The 26,097-nt window shown below is 47.3% G+C and carries 23 protein-coding genes and 1 riboswitch; of the genes, 22 read left to right on the top strand and 1 reads right to left on the bottom strand.

Going from position 1 to position 26,097, the window contains the following annotated elements:
* The first annotated feature begins 116 nt into the window (after positions 1–116).
* The 5 genes from ACFQZR_RS08280 to ACFQZR_RS08300 all read left to right on the top strand — a co-directional run bounded on the left by ACFQZR_RS08280 (position 117) and on the right by ACFQZR_RS08300 (position 7,298).
* Positions 117–1,016 carry a DMT family transporter gene (locus tag ACFQZR_RS08280; protein WP_379344711.1) on the top strand — a complete coding sequence of 300 codons (900 nt, stop codon included), beginning with the start codon at positions 117–119 and terminating at the stop codon, positions 1,014–1,016.
* A gap of 21 nt (positions 1,017–1,037) precedes the next feature.
* Positions 1,038–1,985, top strand: a complete 948-nt coding sequence (locus ACFQZR_RS08285) for an acetylxylan esterase (RefSeq protein WP_379344946.1) — start codon at positions 1,038–1,040, stop codon at positions 1,983–1,985.
* 624 nt (positions 1,986–2,609) lie between these two features.
* The gene (locus tag ACFQZR_RS08290; protein ID WP_379344713.1) at positions 2,610–3,947 is read left to right on the top strand and encodes a histidine phosphatase family protein; all 1,338 of its coding nucleotides are present in this window, start codon (positions 2,610–2,612) and stop codon (positions 3,945–3,947) included.
* 99 nt (positions 3,948–4,046) lie between these two features.
* Positions 4,047–6,548, top strand: coding sequence for a GH39 family glycosyl hydrolase (locus ACFQZR_RS08295; protein WP_379344715.1), 2,502 nt, complete (start codon positions 4,047–4,049; stop codon positions 6,546–6,548).
* Positions 6,549–6,635: 87 nt separating this feature from the next.
* A complete protein-coding gene (locus ACFQZR_RS08300) occupies positions 6,636–7,298 on the top strand; it encodes an MFS transporter (RefSeq protein ID WP_379344717.1) in 663 nt (220 codons plus the stop codon).
* Between the two features lie 62 nt (positions 7,299–7,360).
* On the opposite strand, the gene ACFQZR_RS08305 is transcribed toward ACFQZR_RS08300, so the two are convergent.
* A complete protein-coding gene (locus tag ACFQZR_RS08305; protein ID WP_379344719.1) occupies positions 7,361–7,681 on the bottom strand; it encodes a hypothetical protein in 321 nt (106 codons plus the stop codon).
* A gap of 93 nt (positions 7,682–7,774) precedes the next feature.
* Here ACFQZR_RS08305 and ACFQZR_RS08310 point away from each other — a divergent pair, with 93 nt between their 5' ends.
* From ACFQZR_RS08310 to comX, 17 genes are all read left to right on the top strand, one after another.
* On the top strand, positions 7,775–8,938 hold the full coding sequence (locus ACFQZR_RS08310; RefSeq protein ID WP_379344721.1) for a serine hydrolase domain-containing protein: 1,164 nt from the start codon (positions 7,775–7,777) through the stop codon (positions 8,936–8,938).
* A 49-nt stretch (positions 8,939–8,987) separates the two neighbouring features.
* On the top strand, positions 8,988–10,181 hold the full coding sequence (locus ACFQZR_RS08315) for a serine hydrolase domain-containing protein (RefSeq protein ID WP_379344723.1): 1,194 nt from the start codon (positions 8,988–8,990) through the stop codon (positions 10,179–10,181).
* Positions 10,181–10,987: an ABC transporter permease gene (locus ACFQZR_RS08320; protein WP_379344725.1), complete on the top strand. Its 807-nt coding sequence runs from the start codon at positions 10,181–10,183 to the stop codon at positions 10,985–10,987. The genes ACFQZR_RS08315 and ACFQZR_RS08320 overlap by 1 nt, the downstream gene beginning before the upstream one ends.
* Positions 10,984–11,766, top strand: coding sequence for an ABC transporter permease (locus ACFQZR_RS08325; RefSeq protein ID WP_379344727.1), 783 nt, complete (start codon positions 10,984–10,986; stop codon positions 11,764–11,766). Before ACFQZR_RS08320 ends, ACFQZR_RS08325 begins: the two co-directional genes overlap by 4 nt.
* A gap of 6 nt (positions 11,767–11,772) precedes the next feature.
* On the top strand, positions 11,773–12,777 hold the full coding sequence (locus ACFQZR_RS08330) for an ABC transporter ATP-binding protein (protein ID WP_379344729.1): 1,005 nt from the start codon (positions 11,773–11,775) through the stop codon (positions 12,775–12,777).
* 269 nt (positions 12,778–13,046) lie between these two features.
* Positions 13,047–13,247, top strand: a riboswitch (cobalamin riboswitch).
* Positions 13,248–13,457: 210 nt separating this feature from the next.
* Complete coding sequence (gene nrdI / locus ACFQZR_RS08335) at positions 13,458–13,817, top strand: class Ib ribonucleoside-diphosphate reductase assembly flavoprotein NrdI (protein WP_379344731.1); 360 nt, start codon at positions 13,458–13,460, stop codon at positions 13,815–13,817.
* Positions 13,804–15,888 (top strand): class 1b ribonucleoside-diphosphate reductase subunit alpha, encoded by a 2,085-nt coding sequence (nrdE, locus tag ACFQZR_RS08340; RefSeq protein ID WP_379344733.1) that lies wholly within the window; start codon positions 13,804–13,806, stop codon positions 15,886–15,888. Before nrdI ends, nrdE begins: the two co-directional genes overlap by 14 nt.
* Before the next feature lie 39 nt (positions 15,889–15,927).
* Positions 15,928–16,884: a class 1b ribonucleoside-diphosphate reductase subunit beta gene (gene nrdF / locus ACFQZR_RS08345; protein WP_379344735.1), complete on the top strand. Its 957-nt coding sequence runs from the start codon at positions 15,928–15,930 to the stop codon at positions 16,882–16,884.
* Positions 16,885–17,264: 380 nt separating this feature from the next.
* Positions 17,265–17,990 carry a TraX family protein gene (locus tag ACFQZR_RS08350; protein WP_379344737.1) on the top strand — a complete coding sequence of 242 codons (726 nt, stop codon included), beginning with the start codon at positions 17,265–17,267 and terminating at the stop codon, positions 17,988–17,990.
* 255 nt (positions 17,991–18,245) lie between these two features.
* Complete coding sequence (locus ACFQZR_RS08355; RefSeq protein ID WP_379344739.1) at positions 18,246–18,977, top strand: hypothetical protein; 732 nt, start codon at positions 18,246–18,248, stop codon at positions 18,975–18,977.
* A gap of 80 nt (positions 18,978–19,057) precedes the next feature.
* The gene (locus ACFQZR_RS08360; RefSeq protein WP_314587410.1) at positions 19,058–19,465 is read left to right on the top strand and encodes a BlaI/MecI/CopY family transcriptional regulator; all 408 of its coding nucleotides are present in this window, start codon (positions 19,058–19,060) and stop codon (positions 19,463–19,465) included.
* Positions 19,465–21,354: a M56 family metallopeptidase gene (locus ACFQZR_RS08365; protein WP_379344742.1), complete on the top strand. Its 1,890-nt coding sequence runs from the start codon at positions 19,465–19,467 to the stop codon at positions 21,352–21,354. Before ACFQZR_RS08360 ends, ACFQZR_RS08365 begins: the two co-directional genes overlap by 1 nt.
* A gap of 274 nt (positions 21,355–21,628) precedes the next feature.
* Complete coding sequence (locus tag ACFQZR_RS08370; protein ID WP_379344744.1) at positions 21,629–22,834, top strand: ornithine--oxo-acid transaminase; 1,206 nt, start codon at positions 21,629–21,631, stop codon at positions 22,832–22,834.
* A gap of 14 nt (positions 22,835–22,848) precedes the next feature.
* Positions 22,849–23,748 (top strand): arginase, encoded by a 900-nt coding sequence (gene rocF, locus ACFQZR_RS08375; RefSeq protein WP_379344746.1) that lies wholly within the window; start codon positions 22,849–22,851, stop codon positions 23,746–23,748.
* Between the two features lie 242 nt (positions 23,749–23,990).
* On the top strand, positions 23,991–24,773 hold the full coding sequence (locus tag ACFQZR_RS08380) for an MBL fold metallo-hydrolase (RefSeq protein WP_379344748.1): 783 nt from the start codon (positions 23,991–23,993) through the stop codon (positions 24,771–24,773).
* A gap of 110 nt (positions 24,774–24,883) precedes the next feature.
* Positions 24,884–25,765, top strand: coding sequence for a polyprenyl synthetase family protein (locus tag ACFQZR_RS08385; protein WP_379344750.1), 882 nt, complete (start codon positions 24,884–24,886; stop codon positions 25,763–25,765).
* Between the two features lie 129 nt (positions 25,766–25,894).
* The gene (gene comX, locus ACFQZR_RS08390) at positions 25,895–26,077 is read left to right on the top strand and encodes a competence pheromone ComX (RefSeq protein WP_379344752.1); all 183 of its coding nucleotides are present in this window, start codon (positions 25,895–25,897) and stop codon (positions 26,075–26,077) included.
* Positions 26,078–26,097: the final 20 nt, after the last annotated feature.

The raw sequence follows: 26,097 nt of genomic DNA on the forward strand, positions 1-26,097 counted from the left end.
AGTTCAATAATATCCTATTGGAAAATTATAGTCAATCCATCCTGCCAGACGCTAGAAAAATTTTAAAAAAGGAGTATAGTTATGGAGGTACAACAGAGAGAAAGAAGGCGCATCACGTGGCTCACACGAAAGCATCAACAAAAACAATTCTATCGATTGCATTTCTAGTCTTGATCTGGGGGTTATCGTGGTCCATCTATAAAGTAACGCTGCACTATACGCCGCCGATTTTATTCGCAGGGATGCGTTCATTCCTAGGGGGATTGTTACTGACTCTTTTCTTACTGCCGACCTGGAAAAAATTGAAGTGGCGTGAGAACTGGTTCCGGTACGTCATTTCAGGTCTACTAAATGCTGCATTTTTCTATGGGCTACAGACGGTGGGGCTCATCTACTTGCCGGGTGGTTTATTTTCCGTGCTCGTCTATTTTCAGCCGGTATTGATAGGTCTCTTCGCATGGATGTGGCTGGGTGAGCGGATGACATTCGTCAAAGTCGCAGGGCTTCTGATCGGATTTATCGGGATCTTGGCCGTGAGCTCAGGCAGCTTCACAGGACAAGTCTCCTTCGTGGGCGTAGCCTTGGCCTTATTAGCTGCAATCAGTTGGGCACTCGGCGTCATCTACGTCAAGAAGGAGAGCGGGAAGGTCGATTCCATGTGGATGGTCGCTTTTCAATTTATGATCGGTGGGGGCCTATTAACGGCGCTCGGTACGGGGGTTGAAAGCTGGACTAGTATCACATGGAACGGAACCTATCTCATAGGATTGGGGTTCGGCGCGACCCTTGGGATTCCGATCGCTTTTGTAATCTATTTTCATCTGATGAATACAGGAGAGGCGAGCAAGGTCGCATCTTTTACGTTCCTGGTTCCACTTATTGCGGTTCTTACGGGAACTGTGTTCTTGCACGAACCTTTTACCTACTCCTTACTGCTAGGTTTGGTCCTGATTGTCATCAGCATTTATTGTGTGAATTATTCGAGTAAGAAGAAGGAGATTGCGTTACTAGAGTAACGATTGGAGGTCATGGTCACGATGAATTTTATCGAGAAAAAGCTTGCTGAATTGCATCAATACATGCCGGATCAGACGGCACCGGAGGATCTGGATTCATTCTGGGAACGTACCTTACACTTAGCCGTACAGAAGCCGCTGAATGATCGCCGGGAGCAGGTAACTTGCCTCTCCCCATATATGACAGCGTACAAGGTCACTTACGAAGGCTATGATCAGACACCGATTCACGGGTGGTACATCCTGCCGAACTTCGTTGGCGTAGAGGCACGGAACCTTCCTTGTGTCGTACATTATCACGGTTATCATGGAAGTAAATCCGTACCCGAGAACTATGCGAACTGGCTGATGATGGGCTTTGCCGTCTTTGCGATGGATGTGCGTGGGCAGGGCGGCGAGACAGGGAACCTGCTGCCGCAGTCGTATGGCATGACCAAAGGATGGATTACGCAGGGACTTCTCGCTCCCGAACAGAGCTATTACCAAGCGATTACCGTCGATGCGCTTCAGGCGCTCACATGGGCCAAGCAGCAGCCGGAAGTCGATGCTTCTCGCATTGTTGTCGCGGGGGCAAGTCAGGGCGGAGGACTCGCGCTGATCACGTCGGCACTAAGTGATATTCCATGCAAAGTTATCGCAGATATTCCGAACATGTGCCATATGGATTTTGGCATTTTCAATTCTGTCGGTTCGCTGTCAGAGGCGGCATCCTTTGTCATGACATACCCTGAACATTTGCAGGAAGTTATGCGGACGCTCAGTTATTTCGACATTCTCAATTTGACGGATCGTCTCACGAAGCCGATCTTCATGTCGGTTGGATTGAAAGACCCGATCTGCCAGCCCGAGACCGTCTTCGCGGTCTATAACCGAATAACATCGCCGAAGGAAATGCATGTTTATCCATTTAACGGTCATCATACGAGCGGCGATCATTTCGGCAAAATTATTCGTTTCATACGCGGTTAATCATCTCTTGCACTTCTTTATGCTAAAGCTTGCTGATTCCTTCGAAGGGGAATCCCAGCAGGCTTTTTTTATGGCGGCGATGCATCCTTTGAGATCCTCAAATGATATAAAGGGGTTTCAATGGTATCGAATCATGTGCTCTAGATTACCGAATACAACAAGAAACGATGATCATAGGGGCATTGGAGCATGTAAGTGTGGCCGACAGCAGAGCTATCTAACGAACCATAATGTTCTTATATCAGCGAAAATGAAGCCAAATCAAATCTAACGAACTCAATAAACGCTAATAAGTCGTCCTAAGGCGAAATGATCCCTTTTTGCAAGGAATAACGCTTCTGAGATTCGTTAGAATGATAGATTACGCGATTTATACCTAATAAGACTTGTACGGTTCGTTAGCCCCAGTTCGGACGTTAAGAATCACTCCGAAGCATTCCGCGTTATCGTCATCAGCCCCCGCAGTCGTTATTTATCCTCTTTAATGCCCCCTTCAGATCGGATAGAGAAATAGATAAAAATTGCCCTAATACACCATAAAATATGGATATTGTGTGTAGAAGGTTCTTTTCTATAATAACAATTGTAAACGCTTTCTAAATATCTGTTGAGAGGGGATCAACAATGAAGAGGAACATGATGCGATTGTTGTCTGTCATGATGGCGGCATTTCTATTCACGACATTTACAGCGGGATCGGGAGCGACAGCAGCGGCGACTAAGCCAGCGGAACAGAAGGATGAGGGAGTGACCTTCTACCTCGTACGTCACGGGGAGACGCTGTTCAATGTCCAAGGCAAGATGCAAGGATGGTCGGATTCGCCGTTAACTGAGGAAGGGATCCATGTCGCAGAGAACTTAAGCAGAGGTTTGAAGGATATTCCGTTCGTGGCAGCCTATAGCAGCACAAGCGAACGCGCGATGGATACGGCGAACATTGCGCTCAAGGGCAGAGGTATTCCGCTCACGACGGATAAGCGTTTAAAGGAGTTTAACTACGGCGAGTGGGAAGGCGCGAAGGGTGAAGACATCCTGAAGAAGCATCCGGATATGTATACGAACCCGAATGTATTCAAGCAAGCGGGCGGTGAGAGCACGCAGGAAGTGATTGATCGGATGACGGCAGCGCTCACAGACATTGCGGAGAAGCATAAGTCGACAGGCGGCAACGTGATGGTCGTAGCGCATGGCATGGCGACGGTTAATCTCCTTCTCGCGTTAGATGAGAATGCATGGGGCATGAAGCCGCTACCGAATTCCAGTGTAACAACGATTCAATGGAAAGACGGCAAATTCAACGTGCTGAAAGTCGGTGACATGAGCTATGCCGAGAAGGGCGAGAAGAAGCTTCGTTTCTATTTCGTACGACATGGCGAGACCCTCTTTAATGTGCAAGGCTTGATGCAAGGGTGGTCCGATTCTCCGCTTACGAAGGAAGGCATTGAAGTTGCGAAATATTTGGGCAAAGGTCTGGAGAACGTTCCGTTCTTAGCCGCTTATAGCAGTACGAGCGAACGCGCCGTCGATACAGGCATGTTGGCCCTTGGCGGACGTGATCTTCCGCTGCAGCTCGATAAACGTCTCAAAGAATTTAATTATGGCGAATGGGAAGGCATGAAGGGGCAGGACATCTTCAAGGCTAACCCGGATATGTTCACGAACCCGAACATCTTCAAGAAAGCGGGCGGCGAGAGCACGCAAGAGGTTGTGGATCGGTTCAAGGATTTCCTGAAGAGTGTTGCCGCGAAGTACAAAGATGCGAACGGCAATATTATGGTCGTATCTCACGGAATGTCGACCATGAACTTGGTTAATGCGCTTGATCCACAAGCTTGGGGCATGGAGCCATTGCCGAACTCCAGCGTGACTATCATTGAGTATGAGAATGGTGAGTTCAAAGTAGGAAAAGTTGGCGATCAAAGTTATGTCGAGAACGGGAAGAAAGCACTAGGACACGAATAGCAGGATGAAGAGGACAGGTCATTTGACCTGTCCTCTTTGCTAAGTCATACTAGGAATACTAGTTATTCGTAGTATGACGCGAGCTATGAGGTGATCCGTATGGATTATATTTATGAGAGCATCCCGTTGGATGCGAAATTAAAGATCAATATTTTTCTGCATCGCGCGAAATATGTCCATGATCATTGGCACGACAGCCTCGAGCTGTTCTTCGTGTTGAAGGGTAATGTCGACATGTACATTCAGCGCAAGAAATATACGCTTCAGGAAGAAGATATGATCCTCATTAACAGCAATGAGATTCATTCGATCATTGCCGATGAAGATAATCTGCTGCTTGTGCTGCAGATTCCGCTTTCTTTCTTAAGCGATCATTTCGGACAGGCGGAATCGTTATCGTTCCATCTGAAATCGTTCATGTATGCGCCGGATGAGCAAGAGCGATTCAATGAGGTACGGATGCTTCTCGCCGAAATGATGTGGGTCTACAATAAGGAAAGCTACGGTTATGAGCTTAAGATGAAATCGCTGTTATTCCAGCTCCTCTATTTGCTTATTTGGAAATTCAAAGAGGGCGAGAGCGAAGACAGCGCGAGGATTAGTCCGAAGCACATGGAACGAATGCTTCGCATTGCGAATTATATTCAAGTAAATTACATGAAACCTTTGAATTTGAACGAGCTCGCTGCGCACGAATATCTGTCTGTGCCCTATCTGTCGAATTTTTTTCAGAAGCATATGGGTCAGTCATTCACGAAATATGTGAATCAGATTCGTCTCAACCATGCGGTGAAGGATATCGCTTATACCGATTATTCGATTACGCAGATTGCGATGGATCATGGGTTCCCGAATCTGAAGTCTTTTCACAAAGCCTTCAAGGATGTCTATAATATAACACCGAACCAGTATCGGAAAGAGCTGCAGGACGAGCATCATATGGAACGGAAAGTGACCACAGGCCAGAAAATCTCTTCCTATTTGGAGTTTGATCGCGACAATGCTTATGGGGCGTTGTTCAAATATTTGCCGGATCGTAATCGGGAGCGGGTCGATCGGACATCGGACAAGGGTGTTGTTACACGGGAAATTCAACTCCAGCTGACCGGAAGCCCTAAACTGATGAAGCCCTACTGGCAGAAAATCTGCACGATCGGCAAAGCGAAGGAAGGGCTCTATTACGAGGTGCAGCAGCATCTACAGTCGATTCAGTCGATGATGAAGTTCGAATATATTCGATTCCACGGCATATTTGATGATGAGATGATGGTATACCGTGAAGATCAGGATGGGAATCCGTTGTATAATTTTTTCTATGTGGATCAATTATTCGATTTCCTCCAGGGCCTCGGGCTCAAGCCTTATATCGAGTTCGGATTTATGCCAGCGGATCTGGCGAGCGGTGATCAGAGCATCTTCTATAAGAAGAGTAACGTGAGCAAACCGAAGGATTTGGACAAATGGTCAGAGCTTATCAGGCAATTTATGATGCATTGTGAGCATCGGTACGGACTTGAGACGCTTCGCACATGGAAATATACATGCTGGAACGAGCCGGATCTCTACCTGTTCTGGACGGACACGGTGGAAGATTATTATGCGATGTATGAAGCGACCTACCGTACGGTTAAGTCGATCTGCCCTGATTTGAAGTTCGGGGGTCCTGAGATCATCTCGGATACGATCTACCAAGAGGATTGGCTAACATCGTATTGGGACTTCTGCCGGAGTTATGATTGTATGCCGGACTTTTTTTCCTTCCATAGTTATCCGACAGGTGTTCAAGGTGAGAGTGGGGAAATCAAGTGGTTACAAGCCAGCAGGGCGAATGACTATCTGGCCGAGACGCTGGCTGTCTTGAAGAAGAAGCTTCGACAAGAGAAGATCAAGATGCCTGAGATCTATATTACCGAATGGAATGCAACGGGGGATCATCGGGATCTGACGAACGATACTGTCTTCAAAGCAGCTTATATCGCGAAGAATATTGTCGAGAACATGGAGGATATAACAGGGCTTGCGTATTGGACCCTTACGGATCATCTGGAAGAGCTGCCGCCTCCACGTGAGACCTTCCATGGGGGACTCGGGCTAATCACGAATAACGGGATCAAGAAGCCGGGGTATTATGTCTATCAGATGCTTAGCCAACTCGGCGATCAACTGCGGGACCGAGGCAAAGGTTACTGCCTGACCCAGCGGGGGGATTGCTACCAATTGTTGATGTATCATTACTGCCATTACGACAAGCTCTATGAGATGCAGGATTCGCTTGGGATCGATTCACTGAACCGGTATCATGTCTTCCAAGATATGAACGATCTGGAGATGAGCTTCACTTGTGAAGGGATCCCAGCGGGGACCTATGAACTTCGCAGCATACATGTCAATCGTGAACATGGAAGCGCTTATGACACGTGGCTTGCTATGGGGGCGCCAGCGGAACTGTCGCGGGGGATGGTCGATTATTTGAACCAGAAGGCCGTGCCTTTGCAAGAATATAAGATCATTGAACTAGACGGCACTACAGCGACATTCAAGTATACACTGAGTCCGCATGAGGTTCGATTCTATGAACTGAGGCCGTTGCGACATTTTTGAGAAGGTCTCGATAGGGGCTTTCTCAATGCAAAAGGAAAGACATTTTCGATGGGTTTCGAAGGTGTCTTTTTTGTTGTTTGATGGTGGTTGCTGCTCGTCATTAACGTGTTTCTGTGGCTTGCAATGACGGGGAAAGGCCAATCGACGATTTATTTCTTCAAATATAACTTCGCTCATGAAGACCTGATTCCATTAGTTAATGGACTTAATATTATGCCGCTTGTCGGGATTGCGTTTGCGCCTGCACTCACGAAGCGGTTAGGGAAGACGAAGACAGCTGTGCTCGGTTTTGGTATCGGTACGGTGGGACAGCTTATCGCATTTATTGCGGCGGGCATGAGCTCCATCCCATTGATTGTTACCGCTATTGTGATCGGTAATGTGGGTCTAGGATTTGCAGCGGGGATCCTATTCGCGATGCTGCCGGATACCATAGATTATGGGGAGTGGAAATCTGGTGTACGTGCGCAAGGGTTGTTAACCGCAGCAAGCGCGTTCGGGGTGAAGTTCGGTATGGGCATCGGCGGTGCACTTGCAGCATGGATTCTGAATATTGGCCATTATGTGCCGAACCAAGATCAATCCAGCTCGGCGCTCGCTTCCATTCAATTCAACTTTGTGTGGCTGCCGCTTGTCTGTTTCGTGATTTCAATTGTTCTGTTCATGTTCTATAAGATCGATCGTGTCGAGAAGCAAACGATTCGCGATCTGGATCATAAGCGTCAGGTCGGTACCACGATTCAGGCTTAATTCAATTGTAAAAAAAGAGCATAACGCTTGGGTCTGTGAAGGAGACAGACTCAGGCGTTATTTTAGTTAATATGCCCGAAGAGGCTGCCAGGCGCCGAAATAACTGCAAAAATGCAGCTAATATGCCCGAATAGGCTGTCCGGCGCCGAAATAACTGCAAAAATGCAGCTAATATGCCCGAAGAAGCTGCTAGACGCCGAAATAACTGCAAAAATGCAGCTAATATGCCTGAAGAAGCTGCTAGACGCCGAAATAACTGCAAAAATGCAGCTAATATGCCCGAAGAGGCTGCTAGACGCCGAAATAACTGCAAAAATGCAGCTAATATGCTCGAAGAAGCTGCCAGTCGCCAAAATACGTTTTTTTAGAGAGTATACCGACATATATGATATTTCCTATTTACGGAAATAGAGGGATTCGATAGAATGATACCAGTATTTTCAATTTTAAATTCGCAGTTGAGGGAGGAATTCGCATTGATCGCAACAACGCTATCCATCCATGAAGGCAGAACCGATGCTGCACCGGACGCGGTAGGTCTTGATGCAGCACGGCTGCAGCTGCTTGATGAGCATTTCCGTGGGCTTATTGAAGCGGGTCACATTCAAGGGGCAAGTTACTTGGTTGCCCGTGACGGCCAAATTGTCGTCCATCGTTCCCAAGGTCATCTGACATACGAAGAGAACAGTTCAGCACTTCTACCGAACTCGATCCGTAAAGTCTATTCGATTACGAAAGTATTTACAGCAATTGCAATCGCACAATTAGCAGAAGCAGGGAAGCTCTTCTATCAACAGAGTGTGAGTGAATGGATCCCTGAGCTGAATACGGATCAGCATCGCGGTATTACGATTTGGCATCTGTTAACCCATACATCAGGTCTTATGGGCGATCCTGGCGTCCAGACAGAGCCTTACACGCTTCCATGGTACGAGTGGTGGCTGCATGAGAAGAAGTCTAGTGCAGATGATTGGACACTCGAAGACGGGATAAAGACGATTGTCGGAGGACGGATGTATTGTAAGCCCGGTGAACAGTGGAATTATTGTACGGCAGGGTTTGCGCTGCTCGGTCTGGTTATCGAACGTGCGTCAGGCATGTCTTATGAGCAGTATGTTCGCGAACGGATTACGGAGCCTCTAGGGATGGAACGTACATTCCTGCATGTTCCGGAACATTTGCGAGCAGAGACGTGTATTGTGAATCCTTGGCAAGAAAAAGAAGTGCAAAATTCATTTGACCGGACAGGAATTCCAGCAGCGGCTGGCAATGGTCTATTCTCAACCCTTGAGGATCTGTGGAGACTTGGACAAGCCATGTTAGATGATGGGCAACTTCATGGACAACGCATTCTTGGACGCAAAACAGTACGGATGATGGTCTCGAATCAGCTAAATAACATTCCATCGACGTGCTGGGGCGATAAAAATCCTAATTTTCAGATGGGGCTCGGCTGGAGTCTGAGTCATCAAGATATTTGCTCACCAGGAACATATGCGCATGAGGGTGCAGGACATTGCGGTCTATTCGTTGATCCTATTGAACGGCTTGTCTATGCATTTATGGTGCCTAGCCAAACGGGTTGGGTGCCGCAAGCCATCATTAATCCGCGAGCGATTATTTGGTCAGCATTATTGTAGTGAGCGACGATAAATCTGAAATGGAAGAAAGAAAGGGCGGGGAAACGATATGAGCCTTGGTATACATCATGGACTGACCGATATTTCACCTTCGGAAGCAGGGTACCGAGAGAGTACCTTGCAACAGCTCGACACATTCTTAATGGGATTAATTAATGAAGGGAAGCTGCAATGCGCTTCCTATATGCTCGCGCGCGGCGGACAGACTTTCGCGGTACGTGCGCTAGGCGCGCTTCGGCACACAGACCCTGCAAGTGAATTGCAGCCGACGTCGATCCGGAAGATCGCTTCGGTCACGAAATGGTTCACACTCGTCTCAATCATGCGGTTAATGGAGGAAGGGAAGCTGTATCTAACACAGCCTGTGAAGGATTGGTACCCAGAATTTGATCATCGCCACTATGAACGGATTACGATTACCCATTTATTAACACATACATCGGGGCTCGCGCCGGACCCGGGTTATTTCACCGAGCCCTACCCGTCTGGTCCTTGGGATATTGCATTTGCATTTGGCGATGATTCGGATGCTTCGAAGCCAGAACGTACAGAAGCGGAGGATATTGCTTATCGCAGGTCTAGATGGATCAAGTCCGTACTAGCTGGACCATTGGTCTGTCAGCCAGGGGAGAATTGGAACTATTCCTCGACCGGCTTTTCGATCTTGGGGGATATCATTAGCCAGATCACGGGGATGTCCTACAATGATTATGTGCGTCAGACGATTCTGGAGCCGCTCGGGATGCATCGGACGTTTTTCGAAGTTCCTGAGGAGCTTCACCATGAAGTATGCACGGTTGACGACTGGGATTTAAATCGATTAACAAGAACAGAGGATGGGGGCTGGTCACCGCCTCGAGCGGGTGGCGGGCTGTATTCGACCCTTGCAGATATGAATCGCTTCGGACTGATGATGCTGAACCAAGGAACCTATCAAGGAGCGCGTATTCTTAGCCGAAGGTCCGTAGAGCGTCTTGCACAGAATCAATTCTCGGCAGGTATTCCAGCCTTCAATTGGGGGGACCGGTTGAAGGATATGCCCTATGGACTTAGCAGCCAGCTAGGACGCGTGTTCGATCCGTTCAAGTCTGGGACGTTCTATCATGAAGGGGCAGGACGCTGTGCACTAATGGTCGATGCAGAGGAAGATTTCGTCGTCTCGTTCTTCGTGCCGACAGCGAATGGCTGGGTTCCCGAATCGATTGTTAGCATTAAAAATATGATCTGGTCGGGCTTGCAATAATGCAAGCCTTACGGTTCGTACGTGCGGTAGCCTTCGCGACGTACAAAGAATGGGCGGCTTATCGCTCGCATATGGCGGTTTCTATCTTCATCGGTCCTGTGTACTTTCTAGTACAGTATTTCATCTGGCATGCGGTTTATGCATCGCAAGATATATTGAACGGATTTACTCTGTCAGAAATGTTGACATATTACGGTGTCATGTCTGTTATTACCTATTTGACGTTCGATTTCGCCGATTGGAATCTACAGATGCTCATCCGTACAGGGAAATATGTCACGTTTATTTTACGCCCAGTCTCTCATGTAGGTTTCGCATTGGCTCAGAAGGTTGGTCATCGCACGCTCGGGTTCTGGATGGAATTTATTCCGGTTTTTCTGATTTATCTCTTTATTTTCAAAATCAAGCTGCTGCCTCCGCAGCCGTTCTGGGCAGTGCTCTCAATTATTTTAGGTTTCTTGATGACGTTTTTCGTCAATTACTCCATTGGATTAACCGCCTTCTGGCTGACGAATGCGGAAGGAGTCAGGCGTGTATTCTTGCTGATGCGTGACATTACCGCAGGTGTATTCGTGCCGCTTTCCTTTTTTCCAGAAGGATTGCAGCATGTACTCTTTTACTTGCCCTTTCAGTTCATGCAGTATGTCCCTGTACGTGTCTATATTGGCAGCTATGAGCTTGCTGGGATCACGATGTCGATTCCGCAGGTCGTCGGGTTGCAGGCATTCGCAGTGCTCTGCATGTGGGGGGTATGTCAGCTCCTGGTTCACCTGGGTGCCCGGAAATTTACGGGGGTGGGGGTATGAAGTCATTGCTCGCTTGCTACAGAGCGGTAATCAAGACGAAGCTGGCAGAGCGAATGGCTTACCGAACGGATTTTGCCATTAGTGTGCTGCTCATGCTCTTAGGTGATTTTATGATCCCATTGGTCACTCTGCTTGTCTATCGTTCGGGAGCAAGCTTTCCGGGATGGACACTGCAGGAGGCACTGCTTATCCAGGCCGTGTTTACACTCGCCAAGGGGGTCGCATTTCCATTTTTCTTTGGGATTGTATCGACGACGCTCTATCATGTTCGTGAAGGTTCGTTCGATGTCTTCCTGCTGAAGCCGCGACCAATTCTATTTCTTGCGATGATGAATGCTTTTGATTTGGACGATTTCGGTCGTCTAATTAGCGGTGGTGTATTATTTGGTCTCGCTTTGTCAGGGGTGCCTGTACCTAGTGCATTGCATTGGATTCAGTTCGCTGTCCTGTTCCTCTGTTCACTGCTTGTCTTATTTGCGTTCTCGTTGTTCTTGTCGGGACTACTGTTCAAATGGGTCGGCAGCAGTCGTGTTTATGATATGTTCGATTCCATGTCGATGTTTGGAATGTATCCGGGAACGATCTTCTCGAAATTGTTTCAGCAACTCTTCACGTATGTCATTCCAATTGCCATGATAGGTTTCCTGCCAGCGTCTGCGCTGCTCGGAAAAGGTGCGGATGGGGCGTGGCTATCGATGGGGACGAGCATTATTTTCTGTGGAGCAGGTCTTATGTTCTGGCATAGTATGCTTCGCAATTATACGAGCGCAGGGGGGTGACACGAAATGATTGAAGTCCACAATTTATATAAGACCTATACAACGTATACCCGTGGGTCGTCGTTTAAGGAAACGCTGCGCAGTCTATTTAAGCGGGAGACCGTCCTCGTACCTGCAGTCAAAGGGCTAACCTTCAAGGTAGAACCTGGAGAGATCGTTGGCTTTCTCGGACCGAATGGTGCGGGGAAATCGACGACACTGAAGATGCTCACGGGGGTCCTGCACCCTACCTCAGGGGATGTCCGTATCTTAGGATGCACGCCGTGGAAACAACGTAAGCGATATGTGCGCAACATTGGAGCGGTATTCGGGCAGAAGTCCCAACTGTTATGGGATATTCCCCCGCTTGACGCGTTCTATATGAACAAAGCCATTTATGCGATCGATGATGCCGCATTTGAAGGAACACTGCACAGACTATCCAGGCTGCTTGAGGTCGAGGAGATTATGCGGAAGCCGACAAGGCAGCTGTCGCTCGGAGAACGAATGAAATGTGAGTTCATTATGGCGATGTTGCATCGCCCATCCGTGGTGTTCCTCGACGAGCCTACGATCGGGCTGGATGTCATCGCGAAGGAGAAAATTCGCAGCTTTATTCAGGAGATGAATGAGCAAGGCGTAACGTTTATTTTAACCACACATGATCTGGAGGATATTGAACAGCTTGCACGTCGTGTTATCGTCATTAATAATGGCGAAATCGTGTTTGATGACTCGATCATGGCGCTGCGCAATTTTCTCGGCGCGAAGAAGAAAGTTCGGATCGTCACCGAGCAGCCTGCGGATTGGTATGGGATTGAGGGTGTTACCGTGCTTAAGCTGCATTCAGCCAAAGATGCGGAGTTGGAGCTCGACACGGATTGTCTACCGCTCAAGCGGTTCATTCAGCTGATGAACGAGCGCTGCACGCTGCAAGATATGACGATCGATGCGCTGCCGATTGAACAGGTGATCAAGGAGTTGTACGGGCATAAAGAAAGGATCGAAAAGGTCAGTGTTTTAACGGAATAAGAATTGTAATGAATATCTCTCTAACACACAAGATGTAGATGTTGAAGTTGATTTGTAGGAATGACGATCACGTGGAGGAGTCTTGCTTCCGTCTTGGTGACGGTGTAAGGCTCTTCTCTATTTTTATCTTAAATTTATCTAAAATATAATATTTTTATTTGAATAGAAACCCTTATTTTACGCCGATTGTATCCCTTTCCAACGCAAAATATAGGCATGTCATTGTATTGACAAGCACAATATATTGATGTAAATTGATTAAGCACAACTACATATCGTGATGTACAGGTTTTTTGCACCTCTAGTCTTAGAGTGCAAAGATTAATAGGGAAGTCCGGTTGAAATCCGGCGCGGTCCCGCCACTGTAATAGAGGAGCGGTTGCTAGAGAGCCACTGATTAGTACAAATCGGGAAGGCGGCAATCACGATGATCCTTGAGTCAGGAGACCTGCCTGTCATCTGCACATGTCATCCCTACGGAGATAGGAACGTGCTGGCGTCGTCTTAATGAGTGAACTATCGTTAAGGTGCGTTCGGTTCATTGTGCCGGATGCGCTTTTTTTAATGAGTAGAATGTATAATTTTTGAGGTCCCCACAAAATACCTGAGTCGGATTCGAAGGTAGTGTGTCACTTTGTGGGGGTATTTTATGAGCATAAGAGAGAGGACTGAGTTACGAAATGGTCATCGCATTTGATTCTAAGACCGGGAACGTAAAAAGATTTGTACATAAATTGAACATGAGGACTGTGGAGATCGACGAGCAGACACAGATGGATGAGCCATTCGTGCTGATTACGTATACGACAGGGTTCGGTCAAGTTCCAGAGAAGGTACAATCTTTTCTACAGAAGAACGGTTCGTATATGAGAGGCGTATCGGCAAGCGGGAATCGTAACTGGGGAACCAGCTTTGCGAAGAGCGCAGATACGATTGCGATGATGTATGATGTACCAGTCATTTCGAAATTTGAACTATCGGGCACGACAAATGATGTGCAACGGTTTGTAGAGGGAGTGAATAGCATTGCGGCATATTGAGTTAAATAACCAGTTGATGCTTCGTGACGCGGACGGATTTTTCCGATTGGATCGTGACCATGAGGCGGTAACAGCATTTATGGAAGAAGTAGAAAGTAAGAGCTTGCGGTTCGAGACGATCCATGAGCAAGTTGAATATATGATTGCGCATGAATACTACGAGAATGTTTATGAGAAATATACGGCTGCCCAGGTCGAGGAACTTTTTGAACTAACGAGAGCATCGGGGTTCGAATTCCAGTCCTACATGGCAGCTTCTAAATTTTATGTCGACTATGCCTTGAAGAGCAATGACCACACGCAATACCTTGAGCAGTATTCAGATCGCGTATCGATGGTATCTCTACATTTAGGTGATGGCGATTTCGACAAAGCCAAACGTCTTGCGGTTGCGATGATGGAGCAGCGCGTACAGCCTGCAACACCAACATTCTTGAACTCTGGTAAGAAGCGCCGCGGTGAGATGGTATCGTGCTTCCTACTCGAGATGGATGATGCACTTAACTCCATTAATTATGTGCTTGGCACATGTATGCAATTATCGAAAATCGGCGGCGGCGTGGCCGTGAACCTCTCGAAGCTTCGCGGTCGCGGAGAGGCGATCAAAGGCGTCGAAGGCGCAGCGAAAGGCATCATGCCTGTCCTGAAGCTAATGGAGGATGCATTCTCCTATGCGGACCAAATGGGTCAACGTAAGGGCTCTGGCGCAGGGTACTACAATATTTTCGGATGGGACGTTGTCGAGTTCCTTGATTGTAAAAAAATCAATGCGGACGAGAAATTGCGGATCAAGACGCTCTCGATCGGGCTGATCGTTCCGGACAAATTCTACCGTCTAGCGGAAGAGAACCAACCATTGCACGTATTTGCACCTTATTCGGTCTACAAAGAATACGGCATTCATCTGGATGACATGGATCTAGATCAGATGTATGATGAATTACTGGCGAACGATAAAGTGAAGAAGAAAGTCATCATGAGCGCGCGCGATATGCTCGTGAAGATCGGGATGATTCAATTAGAGTCCGGTTACCCGTACATTATGAATAAAACCAATGCGAATGAAGCGCATGCCCTCAAAGGCATCGGTTCGGTTAAGATGTCCAACCTTTGCACGGAGATCTTCCAACTGCAAGAGACATCCGAGATCGGCAACTATGGCGAAGGTGATGTGATCCGCCGCGATATTAGCTGTAACTTAGCGTCATTAAATATCGTGAACGTAATGGAACACGGCAAGATCAAAGAATCCGTTCATGAAGGTATCGAAGCACTAACGGCGGTTAGCGACATGACGAGTATTCCGAATGCACCAGGTGTACGTAAAGCGAACACGGAGATGCATTCCGTTGGTCTAGGCGCAATGAACTTGAATGGTTATTTAGCGAAGAACAAGATCGCCTATGACAGCGATGATGCGAAGGAATTCGCGAGCGCGTTCTTCATGATGATGAATTACTATTCCTTGGAGAAAAGTATGGAAATCGCCCGCGATCGCGACGTGACATTCCGTGACTTCGACAAGTCGGAATATGCGAACGGGAATTACTTTACAAAATATGAAGAGACAGACTTCCGCCCACGCTCAGAAAAGGCTCTGAAGCTATTCGCTGGCATGGAGATTCCATCACCTGAGGATTGGACGGCGCTCAAAGCCAAAGTTCAAGCACACGGTCTGTACCATGCTTACCGCTTGGCTATTGCGCCAACGCAAAGTATCTCTTACATTCAGAATGCTACTTCGAGCGTTATGCCGATCGTTGAGCACATCGAGACACGGACGTATGCGAACTCAACAACTTACTACCCAATGCCGTACTTGGCAAAGGATAACTATTTCTACTATAAATCCGCGTATCAAATGGATCAGTTCAAGGTTATCGATATCATTGCAGAAATTCAGCAGCACGTGGATCAAGGGATCTCGACGGTTCTGCACGTGAATAGTAATGTAACAACACGTGAGCTAGCTAGATACTACCTCTACGCGGCACGTAAAGGGCTGAAGTCGCTCTATTACACAAGAACCAATCATTTATCTGTAGAAGAATGCATTAGCTGTTCAGTATAATAGAGGTTCATAGGTTCATGAACTAGGGGGAAGAAAGACATGAAAGCAGTCAATTGGAATCGTCCGGATGACGATTTTACAGCAATGTTTTGGAATCAGAATATTATGCAGTTCTGGACGGATGAAGAGATTCCACTCTCGGATGATAAAATGTCCTGGGTGGCGCTGAAGCCGGCAGAACGTGATACGTATATGAAAGTGCTCGGCGGCCTAACGCTTCTGGATACGATTCAAGGCGGCGTGGGAATGCCGAAGATCCTTGAGCATGTGGATGGTTTGCAGCGTAAAGCGGTACTCGCGTTCATGGGCATGATGGAGCAAATCCATGCGAAGTCCTACAGCAGCATCTTCACAACGCTGGCAAACAGTGAGGAAATCGATCAACTGTTCAAATGGGTGGAAAATGAGCCGCATCTACAGAAGAAAGCGAAGCTGATCTCCGGGTATTACACATCGATCGTAACGCCACGCGATCTATACATGGCGATGGCAGCTTCCGTATTGCTCGAGAGCTACTTGTTCTATAGCGGATTCTTCTATCCGCTCTACCTTGCCGGCCAAGGTAAAATGACGAGCAGCGGCGAGATCATCGACTTGATCATTCGCGATGAGAGTATCCACGGGGTTTACGTGGGCGTCTTGGCACAAGAAGTATTTGCGAAGCTAACAGCTGAAGAACAGGAAGCATGCACGCGCGAGCTGTATGATCTGCTTGAGCAGCTGCAAGCGAACGAGGAATCCTATACGGATTCGATCTACACCACGATCGGTTTGGCGGCAGATGTGAAATCGTTCGTACGTTACAACGCGAACAAAGCCCTCATGAACCTCGGTCTTGAGCCGAAGTTCGCCGAGGAAGAAGTGAACCCGATCGTGCTGAACGGGTTGAGCACGAAGACGAAGCAGCATGACTTCTTCTCGAAGAAAGGGAACGGCTACGTTCGGACGACGAATGTGGAGCCGCTTCGCGACGAAGACTTCGTATTTGAGTTTTAAATGAGAGCCATCAGGAATTGTTCCTGATGGCTTTTTTGTGCTAGAGGATGAATCGAAGGGTCGGGGAGGGGTATCTCTTTCCGGTCGGCTCTTGTTCGCCCATTCCTTTGATTAGACATGAAGGAAGGAATGGGCTACCAAATGCCGAACGCAGGCTCCTCCAAGAGACACCCCTCCTCCCTGATACGATTCATCAAGCACAAAGAAGCCAACTGCAAAGACTCCGGATGGCCGTTGAGGGCAGGGGAGAAGATGAATGAGCTCATGTCAGCTCATTGTAAGAAACATGAAGGTATTCATTCCCAATATGATTGTGCAGGGGATCTGTCCTAGTCACACGTCTAAAAACATAGAGTAGGACAGACAGGAGGCAAGACAACATGCAATTCCTAAGATTAAATGCATTTCAACTCAAAATCATCGCCATGGTCTTCATGGTCTTCGATCATGTTCATCAATTTATACCGGGTACGCCGATGTGGCTTAATTATTTTGGTAGATTGGTATCCCCGATTTTCTTCTATTTTGTGGTCGAAGGGTTCTTCTATACGAGAAATCGCATGCGATATGCAGGCAGACTGTTCGGCTGGGCTGCCGTAATGTTCGGCGGGTCTCAATGGCTAGCATGGTGCTTTCCGCAGAGTACCCCGATTCATAACAATATTTTCTTATCGCTTGCACTTGCGGTTGTCATGATGATGGGATTGGAATGGGCGAAGTGGGATCGTAAGGGACTATTCCTTGGTGTGCCGATTGCTGTTGTCGCTGCCGCGATTGCTTTTCTATATTCCGAAGCATCACTATATGGCGTGGTCATGACGCTGGTATTCTATTTCTGCCGTAACCGAAAAGGGCTTATGGCTGCATTGTATGTGGGTGTATGCTTCGTCCTGACGATTGGGCTCGGAATGAATTTCACCTACGATGCGCTGTTTCTCTTCGATGCGCAGTGGATGATGATCTTCGCGATTATCCCTATCCTCATGTATAACGGGGGACGTGGACCAAATACGAAGTTTACGAAATATATGTTTTACACGTTTTATCCGGTCCACATTTGGATTCTTTTTATTGTAGGGTATTTCGTTAAGCTTAACAGCTTATGAGGCAATCGGTGTTATCTTCACAGGCCCTTTGGAATGCTTGAGGTTCATCGAGGAATAGATAGATTTGATGCACAGACTGTCGTTTGCCGATTAGGCGAGTGATGGTCTGCTGTTTTTTTAGCTGGATTCGTATGTAGCAAAAAACGTGTTGACAATACAAAACTACAGTTGTAGTATTAAATAGAACTACAATTGTAGTATTAAAGTTCAACTGCAGATGTATCTTAAAATAATAATGTGTAAGGAGTATTTCAAATGAAAGTAGCATCAAAAGTAGCAATCGCAACCCTTAGCAGTATTCTATTGTTGGGTTCTTCTATGAACATCACGGTGGAGGCGGCATCCTCCAAGCCATCCCCAAAAACAGCTACCCAAAAAGTAGCCGTCAAAGCTCCAACGGCAGAGGAAAAAAAATTCATCGAACAAGAGATCAAAAGAGTGAAGGAGCTGGTGATGAAGACGGGCGATACATATGTCCTGTACCATAAATACAAGGCGCTTAATAGCGGACTCGATCTTAGCTATTGGGGACTGACACAGGAATACACCACATATGAAGACTATCTAAAAAAAGCTACGACCTTGAAGGGTACCATCTTGCAGGAGCCTTCCAACTTACCCGAGGGATATACGTTCTCCAAAGCTAGAATTGGAGGTCCATTGGGAGGAAAGTTCATTGATGATTTGAGAGCAGAAGGCAAGAAGAGTGGAAAACCCATTTATATGAAAAAGATGAATTGGAATGAGGCGGAAGACATCCGACTGGAGTACACGAACGGGGATGATACGTTGGCCTTTAATAAATACACCGTAGAAACAAAGGACAGAAAAAATAAAGGTTATTTTGATGATAAGTTCCCGGCGAATGTTTTTCCAAAGTATGTTTACTGGCAGGATGGTAGCAAGTTCGGTTACTATATTTCAACCTCATCGGATATTTCAAGAGAAAAGAAAATCGAAATTCTGAAAGCTGCGTTAAAAAAATAATATTTTGAACTCGCGTTGCACGATTCATTGCAACTCGTTTTCTATAACGTCTGAGCAATTTGATTTAGGAGGTTTCATGCATGAACCAAATACCATCCATTACGGATGCTGAGCTCGAAATTATGCGGGTATTGTGGGCAAATCCGGATTGCCCTTCCAGCGAGGTTGTACAACAAATGACAGATCGAATGGGATGGAGCCCAAATACGACCAGGACGCTCCTGAATCGATTGGTGCAGAAGGAAGCGGCGGGAGCGAAGTTGGAGAAGGGTTCGAAGCGCACGCAACTGTTCTACCCTCTCATCAGTGAACAGGAGTACCTGCAATTCGAAACTACATCCTTTATGAGAAAGCTGTATGGCGGGGCATTAAAGCCGATGCTGGCGAATTTTTTACAAGACAAAAAGCTGAATGCGCAGGAAATCGAAGATCTGAAGGAGTTATTTGACAATAACCGCAACAACGATGAAGAAAAGAGAGAGACGTAATGAGCCCCTCACTGCATACAAGTTTATTTTCGATTTTTGGTTGGGTAATCCGTGGATCGTTCATGGCCGGCATCCTGATCGTATTGGTCTTGATCCTGCAATTCTTATTGAAAAATAGGCTTGAAGGCAGGTGGAAATATCTACTATGGATACCTGTAGCAGTTCGCTTATTACTCCCATGGGCGCCGGAATCTTCGCTTAGCCTGTACAATTTCATATCTCTGGAGTCTTTCATGCCCGGAATGCAACAGCAAACATCAAGTCCTTCGGCTTGGCATGAATGGTGGAGAGGACTGGGGAGTAATCGTGAGATGGGTCACGAAGATACATTGACACTGGAGAGAAGCATGGTAGGGGGGAGCGCGGAAGGGGCGAGTTATCCACCTGAACCGGGAACTGTGCAGAGCATTTTGTGGTGGAATGAAATGAAGTCTATGAGCCTCGCCAATGTATTGACACTGGTTTGGCTTGCAGGTGTACTACTTCTTGCCGCGAAAACGGTATACGACCAGCTTCGATTGAGACAAGTCCTTCGTGCAGGCAAATCCATTGAGACACCTTTATTATCCGCTGTGTTTCACGAGACGAAGCAGCTTATGGGTGTGAAGCGTAAAGTACGGTTTATAGCTTCGAAGGGCATTCCCGGACCTGCAGTGGTTGGATTTACTAATCCAGTTGTCGTCATTTCTCCAAGCTTGCTTATGACACTGAAAAAGGATCAGCTTCAATATATTCTGGCGCATGAGTTCGCCCATATCCGCCGCTGGGATGTCGCAGTGAATTGGATCATGCACATCATCCTGATCTTCCATTGGTTTAATCCGCTAGTATGGTTTGCAATACGAAGAGCAAGACAGGATCAAGAGATGGCTTGCGACGCATGTGCGTTGAATCGGATGAGACCGCAGCATAACAGTGCATACGGGCAGACGATCATCCATGTGCTGGAGCATTTCGCAGGCAAACATCAACAGCCGGGGATTGCCGGTCTGTCCGCGACGCATAAACAAATGAAAAGGAGACTTATCATGATCAAACAATTCAACAAAAAATCCTATCGTCTATCCATTTTAGGGATGACAATCATTCTCGCGCTTGGCTGCGTGACGCTGGTCAATGCTAAGGGGAAAGATGCAGGGAGCATACCACAAGCAACTACCGTACAATCGGGGCAGGATCGTAAGGACGCCGAAATCATCTATCCCGATGAAGTTATGGGTTCTTCGGTGAACCGTGAGTTGTACAAACAAGAAATGGATAAAGCGATAAAAAAAGCAGCTGATGCAGCCAAGGCTCTAACTGCAGAGGAAAAAACGTATATCGAAAATGAGATCAACCGCGTGAAGGAATTGGTTAAAGAGACTGGTGATACGTATGTCATTTATCATAAATATAAGGATTTAAACAGCGGATTGGATCTTAGCTTTTGGGGGCCGAACCATGAGTTTTCTTCTTACGAGGATTACTTGAAGAAAGCTTCGACCTTGGAGGGCTCCATCATGCAGCAGCCTTCCAACCTGCCAACGGGCTATACGTTTACCAAAGCGATCATTGAAGGTCCGACAGAAGGAAAGTTCATTGATGATCTAAGGAATGAAGGGAAAAAGAGCGGCAAACCGGTTTACACGAAAAAGCTGGATTGGAAAGAGGCTGCAACGATCCGACTGAAGTATACGAACGGAGAAGACACGTTGACGTTATCGAAGTATACGGTGGACAAGGATGGCAGCAAGGATAAAGGGTTCTTTGACGATGACTTCCCTGCGCACATTTTTCCTAAATACGTGTTCTGGCACGATGGCGGTAAATTCGGATACAGTATTTCGACTTCATCGGATTTATCCAGGAAGCAGAAGATTGAAATTCTGAAAGCAGCGGTGAAAAAATAACATAGCTCTTGTGAGACAAGCCCATGTAGCCCTAGAAATAGGGTTGCATGGGCTTGTACACGGTTGAAATGATTGAATGGCTCAATATGATTGAAAATTGCTTATGCCTCGGCATGGGTGTTATCCAAATATAGTGGTGATCTTGCCATGTTCTGTGAACGACAATTATACCTCAGGAGATGCTCCCTGGGGTATTTGTTGTGCACTTTTAAGTAGCTCAAGTGAATATGCTGTAGGAGTGAGATAAGAAATCAGCCCAAAGGGAGGAATGTCCATGTCACAATCAGATTTCATCATGGCACAGACGGACCGATATGGCGCGCAAAATTATCACCCTTTGCCTGTCGTCATTGGGAGAGCGGAGGGCGTATGGGTAGAGGATATGGAAGGGCGGCAGTACATGGACATGCTAAGCGCGTATTCAGCGATGAACCATGGCCATCGCCATCCGAAAGTTATTCAGGCCTTGAAGGATCAGGCGGATAGAGTTACACTTACGTCCCGCGCATTTTATAGTGAGACATTAGGGAAATTCTATGCGAAGCTTGCCGCTTATACGGGGAAACCTATGCTGCTGCCGATGAACACGGGGGCGGAAGCGGTAGAGACGGCGATCAAGGCAGCGCGACGCTGGGCGTATCGGCACAAGCAAATACCGGCAGATCAAGCTGAAATCATCGTGTGCAGCGATAACTTTCATGGGCGTACCGTAACGGTAACGTCGTTTAGCTCAACGGATTCCTATCGCGAAGGATTTGGTCCCTTCACACCGGGGTTCCGGGTGATTCCATACGGTGATCTGGAGGCGTTGGAGGCCTCGATCACGCCCAATACAGCTGCTTTCCTTGTCGAGCCGATCCAAGGGGAAGCAGGTATTCTGATGCCGCCAGCTGGATATTTGCAGCAGGCCTATACATGCTGCCGGCAGCATCACGTCTTATTCATCGCGGACGAGATTCAGACCGGATTTGGCCGCACGGGACGCAAGTTCGCATGTGATTGGGAGCAGGTTATTCCCGATGTATATATTGTAGGTAAAGCGCTAGGTGGAGGCGTCATGCCGATCTCGGCTGTCGCAGCTAACGAAGAAATTCTGGGTGTCTTCGAACCCGGTTCACATGGTTCTACCTTTGGCGGTAATCCACTCGCTTGCGCTGTAGCCATCGCCGCTCTGGATGTGTTGGAGGAGGAACATCTTGCAGAGCGATCCGAAGCACTTGGGTCTTATTTTATGAATGAACTCACTAAGCTCCAATCACCGCACATCCACCAGATTCGAGGTCGAGGCTTGTTCATTGGCATGGAATTAACGGTCCCGGCAAGACCTTACTGTGAAGCGCTGAAGGAGCTAGGCGTTCTTTGCAAGGAGACACATGAACGGACGATTCGTTTTGCCCCGCCGCTCATCATTACGAAGGAGCAGCTCGACTGGGCTCTCATAAGAATTGAGCAAGTCATGAAGAAACGTGCTAACAGGTAGAGGAGGTTCTGAGTATGGCTAATCCAAAAGTAACGATCATTCGTGTGCCGTTCGGACTGGGGGCAGGACGCCCGGGTGCGGAGTTTGGGCCAGAAGCCATCTTACAAGCAGGGTTATTGGAGCGGCTCGAACAGGATGGTATCGAAGTAGCTGCTGTAAGCGAAATCACGCCGCCTTCAACCATATCAGCGGCAGTTAACCCGAAGGCGAGGTATCTTCCTGAAGTGATGGATGTATGCGGAAGACTCGCAGATCGGGTTGCTAAGGCGATAACCGATTCGACGTTTCCACTGATTCTGGGCGGAGATCACAGCATTGCAGCGGGGAGTATCGCAGGGGCGACACGGATGCGCCCCAAGCTGGGTATCATTTGGTTCGATGCGCATACGGACCTAAATACGGTCCTAACGAGTCCCTCGGGGAATGTGCATGGCATGTCACTTGCGGCGGCGCTAGGATGGACCGATTGGCGCATTGAAGATGCGCAAGGCCAATACACCCCGGTCGATCCATCGCATGTCGTGTTTGTTGGGGCGAGGGACTTAGATCCTGGCGAGAAGGACTTTATTCGCAGTAAGGGCATCGCCTGCTATACGATGCATGAGATCGATCGTATGGGTATGGAGGCCGTCATGCTCCAGGCTATTCGCATCGCGAGTCATGGGACGGACGGCGTACATTTAAGCTTCGATATCGACAGTGTAGACCCAAGGGAAGCTCCTGGAACCGGGACGCCTGTACGTGGTGGTGTAAGCTATCGCGAGGCACATTTGGCACTTGAATTGCTGTCGGAATCCGATTGTGTTACTTCTGCGGATTTCGTTGAAGTGAATCCCGCGTTAGACGTAAATCAACAAACTTCGACATTAGTCATGGAATTGATCTGTTCCTTGTTCGGAGAACGAATTCTCTAGTCGTGTACTGGATGTATAGGATAGTTCTATCTGGGAAAATAGACGCATTAAAAGGTACTTTTGGGATTTTTCGACAAATTTCTTGCGGTCTCCGCAATTTAATCTTGCGCGGTTTGTGGTTCGTCCCGCAAAGAAAAATTAGGGTGTTTCACAAATAGTTTTCGGTGCAGAAGTCCTATATTTTTTTTATGCTTAGAGTAGTGAAAAGATAAGCACCGAGCATATAGGAAGAAGGGGCAATCATGAGAAAAGAGAATGTTTATCGGTTTATCATTGGGCAGCGGCGATCGGTCATACATCAAGAGCCAGCAATTCGGATTAAACATCCGGCAAGCGATCTATCCGTCCCACGTGAGTTCTGGAACCAAGTTCGTGTGCGCTCAGATATTGCACCGGCGAAGGCTGCGAGCGAAACCGATCAAGCAGAAGTCAACGTTGTCTATATCCCGCAAGGAATCACAGGATCTGCCACATACATTCTTCATAGCCAAGGGGTTGGTGTCATTATTGACCCCGGTTCACGATTTAAGAAAATTTGGGCGGCTGTTGAACGGATCGGGATAGAGATTAAATATATTGTAGTTACACAATCGCATGCAGATCATATGATCGCATTGGAAGAATTGAAGAGAGCGACAGGTGCACAGGTAGCGATGCATGAATACGACAAATGGGCCGTCTCGAAGCAAATTTATCGGGATAACTTCTTAATGGAGTATCGCCAGTCGTACGCTGATATCGATATCGGTCTAAAGGATGGTGACCTGCTGCATTTTGGAGGCAAGACACTAGAAGTTATTCATACCGCTGGACAGACGCATGGCAGCATTTGTGTGAATGTCGATGGATATGTTTTCTCCGGTCGATTGATGTTTCAAGTTCTCGAGGAAGGGCACGGCACTTTCAATGTTCGCTCGAACGATGCGCAAGCCTATCGCAAGGTCATTCATCGTATGAATAAGAGCTTCATGGCTTATGCAGCGCAAGGCAAGCCCGTTTTTGTCGAATATGCAGGGCAAAAATAATCCAAAATCTGCAATTGTTCTAGCCTAATTGTGACATACGCGATAAAATGGGGTTAATTATATCGAGGTTAGGGGCTATCTTTGTGGACAGATTGCATATGGAATCAGCAATGAAGCAGGTCATACATCGCCATGTTACGCCACCTGCACTACGGGATCTGATGGAATCTTATGTTGCATACAAAATGACGGAATCTACCGTGTTCGGGGAACTGACATTATTGCACTACAGCATGTTCGGAGGGACTTCAGAAGAACGGTATGCAGGGGCAGCAGCGATTGAATTCCTTGTTCTTGCGCTGGATATCTTTGACGATCTACAGGATCAAGATAATGACCGTGTCCCATGGATGAAGCACGATAATGCGCAATCTATGAATGCTGCGATCGGATTTCTAGCACTTAGCACGAAGGCCATTATAGATACGAAGTTCGATGAGGCCCGCAAGTCGATCGCAGTCGAACTACTCCAACATCGATTGAATCAATCTGTCGGAGGGCAATACATCGATGTCGATAATGCCATTACCGAAGAAGATGAATGCTTTGCAATGATGCGAGCGAAGTCGGGTGCACTTGTGGCTTGCGCTTGCCAATTAGGCAGCGTACTTGCGACAGGAGAAATGAATGATCAAGTTGGCGCTTATGGAGAGTTGTTCGGCATGTCCGCGCAGCTTCGCAATGATATGGAAGGTATCCTGCGATGGGATACCAGGAATGATCTTATTCATCGGAAGCGGACGCTACCTGTTCTTTATTTGCTAGATGATTCAGCGCCGGAGCTTCAAGTCCTTCGGGATTATTATGCAGGACAAGCAACTGTCGACCAGCTATACGCGAACAAACACATCATTATGGACCAAATTGAGCGCGGCGGCTGCATCCCATATACCCAGGTACATATACAATTTCTTCAGCAAGAATGTCATACCTATATCGAGGGCCTATCCATTGATCTTCATTGGAAGCAAGAATTGGAAAGTTTTATATAAAACTACCAATCGCGCAAGCACCGCAACGTGCATTGCGGAAAACCGCAATAACGTTTGCGAACTCAAATGAAGACGATGATGGTATAGTAAAAATGTAGTGAAAAAATAGTCGAAAAGGTGGAGTTGTAAATGATTAAACAAATGATCAACTACCTCACGAATAACCCGCAAGTACCACAACTTGTTATGAATGGACAAGCTAGTCTTGTTGGTGTAACACCTGCGCAACAAAAGACAATTGTCGACACAATAACTGGCGGCAAATGGACTGAAATTGATGGCGTAAGAAGAAGCTACTGGTTCTTCGGGTAAAAAACTTCTGATTGGAGCAA

It is taken from the genome of Paenibacillus sp. GCM10027629, from assembly GCF_042676425.1.
In the GTDB taxonomy this organism is placed as follows: domain Bacteria; phylum Bacillota; class Bacilli; order Paenibacillales; family Paenibacillaceae; genus Paenibacillus_K; species Paenibacillus_K terrigena.